Consider the following 2,861-nt stretch of genomic DNA (forward strand, 5'->3'; position numbering starts at 1 on the left):
CTGGTTCAGGCCACCACCATCGCCGTACCGCATGCTTCCAGCACACCCGAAACCGGCGAAACCGGTCGATCCCCCGAAAGCGTCTTCAATAGACCTGGCACAAACCCTGACCCCGAAAGCGCTCTAGAGGCGCATCCCCGCCTCTTCTCAACCTGGCGATTTTGGTCATCCCAGGCTTCGCCTTCGTGCCGGCCACCCTTTTTGTGTCCACCTACACCGCGCAGCGGACCAGGCGACCTTCGACCGCGCGATGCGGCGCGTGCTTGTGTCAGCGGGGATAGGCCTGGCGTTGTTAATCGGTGCCGGTTACGCGCTCAGCGGGTTGAGCGATTGAGCTGTTACCCAGCCCCCGTACCAGGCCGACCTGGTTTTGTTCGCGAGTTCCAGGTTCTGGCGCAGATTGTGTGATGGGCGTCGGTCGATAAGTCGTTGGGAGGCTGTGCGATGCCGTCGAGCAACTCCTTCCGCACCTGGCCGGTATCAAGATCGAGGAGGTGCAGTCGGGCGCCGAAGTTGTCCTCACGGCCGCCGTGCGCGGCGATAAGGGCACGTGCCCTGCCTGCTCGAAATCGTCGTCCCGGGTGCATTCGCGCTATGGGCGGACCTTGACCGACGCGCCAGTTGCCGGACGGCCGGTACGGATTTCGCTGAAGGTGCGTCGGTTCTTCTGTACCAACCCGGACTGCCGGAGTAGGACCTTCGTCGAGCAGGTCGACGGGCTGACCCGGCGATGGTCACGTGCGAGCGAAGGGCTTCGGCGGATGCTGACTGCGATCGGGCTCGCGCTGGCTGGGCGGGCGGGTGCCCGGCTGGCCGCTACGTTGGGCATGCCGACCGGCCGTGATCGTCTCCTTCGCCTGGTCCGCGCCTTGCCCGATCCGCCCGTCGGTGACATCACCGTGCTCGGAGTCGATGACTTCGCGATCAAGCGTGGCCATCACTACGGCACCGTGCTGATCGACTGCGAGAAGCACGAGGTCGTAGATGTATTGGTCGGCCGGGATGCCGAACCTCTGACGGCCTGGCTGCAAGGACGCCGGGGCCCGGCGGTGATCTGCCGAGATCGGGCCAGCGCCTACGCTGAGGCAGCCCGGACCGCCGCGCCGGAGGCGGTGCAGGTCGCCGACCGGTTCAACCTCTGGAAGAACCTGGCCGCAGCCGTGGAGAAGACCGTCGCCCGGCACAAGAGTTGCCTCGACGAACCGATCGACACAACCCCCGGCGAGCCCGCCGAGGCGGTGGCCCCCGAACCGGCCGGGGCGATGGCCGAACGCCGCCGCGCCCATCACGCCGTGGTCCACGAGTTGCTGGCGCAAGGTGCGGGATTCCGGCAAATCGCTCGGCATCTCGGCTGGTCGCACCGAACGGTATCGCAATATGCCCACGCCGCCACCTGGCAGGAGTTGGTGGTCGGGCAGAAGCCACGACCGAGCCTGGTCGACCCGTTCGAGCCCTACTTACTGCGCCGCATTCGCGAAGGCCGCGTCAAAGTCAGCACCCTGTATCGCGAGATCCCCGCTCAAGGTTTCACCGGCAGCTATCCGATGCTCCGCAAGTTCATCGAGCAGTACCGCGGCAAACCCGACCTCACGACTACACCCCGCCCGCGCTCGGTGCGGCAGGTGACAGGATGGATCTGCCGGCACCCGGACAACCTCGTCGACCGCGACACCGAACTGTTCCGGCAGATTCTGGACCGCTGCCCAGAGCTGCGATCCGCTGTCGAACTGGTCCGCTCTTTCGCCGACATGATGACCCACCTGCACGGCGAACGTCTCACCGCGTGGATCACCGCGGCCGAGCAGGCCGCTTTGCCCGGCATCAGTCGCTTCGCCACCGGTCTGACCGCCGACCTCGCCGCGGTCACCGCCGGGCTGAGTCTGCCTTTCAGCTCCGGGCCGGTCGAGGGCAACGTGAACCGGATCAAGATGGTCAAACGGCAGATGTACGGCGAGCCCGGCTTCGACCTGCTCCGCAAGCGGATCCTGCTCGCCTCATGATGGGTTGGATCGAACTGGTCGGATCCACGAGGGAACCACTCAATCATAGATGCTCTCGAATGCGCTGAGCAAGTGCGGACTGGCTCGCGTCGTCGACCGGCAAAACACCGTTCTCGGCCATGACCGCATAGAACTGTTGCTGGTTGTACGGCACGCCAGGCGGTAACGCAGCGAGGTGCCAGTGAACGTGGGCATTGCCCTGTTGGCTGCCCAAACTCAGCGAATACATCCGCTCGGTCGGTACGGTGGCGGCCACGGCGCGAGCCACTCTGCGCACGACGCTTTGGAAGCGGAGAAACTCCGCCTCCTCCATGTCATCGATCCAGCTTTCGACATGTCGCTTCGGCGCCACGAGACAGTATCCAAGCTGCACAGGGTGGCGGGTCAGAAAGGCGACAATATCGTCGTCCTCGTACAGGTTGTTGTGGCGGTAGTCCGGATGGCCGGCCAGGAACGCACAGACGAAGCAGGGCCCCTCCTGCACCCGACGACCGTACTGCTCGAAATCGAAGGCAACCCGCGCCGGATGATCATGTCTCACACAGACACGGTAGATGACAGCGAGAGTCCGACCGAACCCCTCCAGGTCCGCCACACTTTTCGCGCCAGAGCCGAGTTCCAGCGCCAGATGTCGCCGAGTTTTGGCACCGGCGAGATCTCACTGCTCTTGATGTTCGCGAGTTTCGGTACCACCCCCTGTTGGGCCGACTACGCTTGTCGTCGGCCCGCACCCTTGCTCACGCACGGTGACGGAGGCTGGGGACGGGAGGCGTATTGTCCGCGGCAGAGTTGCCCACCCGCGGGTCCGGCAGTCAGGTCGCCCGCTCGCCGCTTTCGGACCGCGGCAAGGAGACCCTGTAG

General features: G+C 65.1%; 2 protein-coding genes. One reads left to right on the forward strand and one right to left on the reverse strand.

The features are described from left to right. Nucleotides 1-494: 494 nt before the first annotated feature. Complete coding sequence (locus tag I4J89_RS48945) at nucleotides 495-2,000, forward strand: ISL3 family transposase (protein ID WP_196421083.1); 1,506 nt, start codon at nucleotides 495-497, stop codon at nucleotides 1,998-2,000. 43 nt (nucleotides 2,001-2,043) lie between these two features. Here the strand turns inward: I4J89_RS48945 and I4J89_RS48950 are convergent, their stop codons facing one another. Further along, the gene (locus I4J89_RS48950; RefSeq protein ID WP_196421084.1) at nucleotides 2,044-2,541 is read right to left on the reverse strand and encodes an HIT family protein; all 498 of its coding nucleotides are present in this window, start codon (nucleotides 2,539-2,541) and stop codon (nucleotides 2,044-2,046) included. Nucleotides 2,542-2,861 lie beyond the last annotated feature (320 nt).

Source organism: Actinoplanes aureus (assembly GCF_015704865.1).
In the GTDB taxonomy this organism is placed as follows: Bacteria; Actinomycetota; Actinomycetes; order Mycobacteriales; family Micromonosporaceae; genus Actinoplanes; species Actinoplanes aureus.